Source organism: Pseudomonas sp. 10C3 (assembly GCF_036346185.1).
Taxonomy (GTDB): domain Bacteria; phylum Pseudomonadota; class Gammaproteobacteria; order Pseudomonadales; family Pseudomonadaceae; genus Aquipseudomonas.
On the sequence record NZ_JASJVE010000191.1, the window covers coordinates 1 to 243 of the forward strand.

The following is a 243-nucleotide window of genomic DNA, read 5'->3' on the forward strand; positions in this document are numbered from 1 at the left end:
GCCTGGCAAACGCCGGGCTGCCGGACGCAGCGGTCAGGCCCTTGACCAGATAACTGTCTTTGGCGGTATAGGGAATGCCATCCAGCGGCCCGAGTGTTTCACCCCTGGCCCGGCGCGCATCGGACGCCTTGGCTTCGTCGAGCGCATCAGGGTTGCGCACCACCACGGCGTTCAACGCGGTGGCGGTGTGCGGGCCGTCATAGGCATCGATCCGCGCCAGGTACGCCTTGACCAGTTCAACGG

At 66.3% G+C, this 243-nt stretch carries 1 protein-coding gene; it reads right to left on the reverse strand.

Translation table 11 applies throughout. The annotated features are described in order from the left end of the window. A partial coding sequence (locus QN399_RS26580; RefSeq protein WP_330201974.1) for an amidase family protein occupies positions 1-243 on the reverse strand: 243 nt, incomplete at both ends.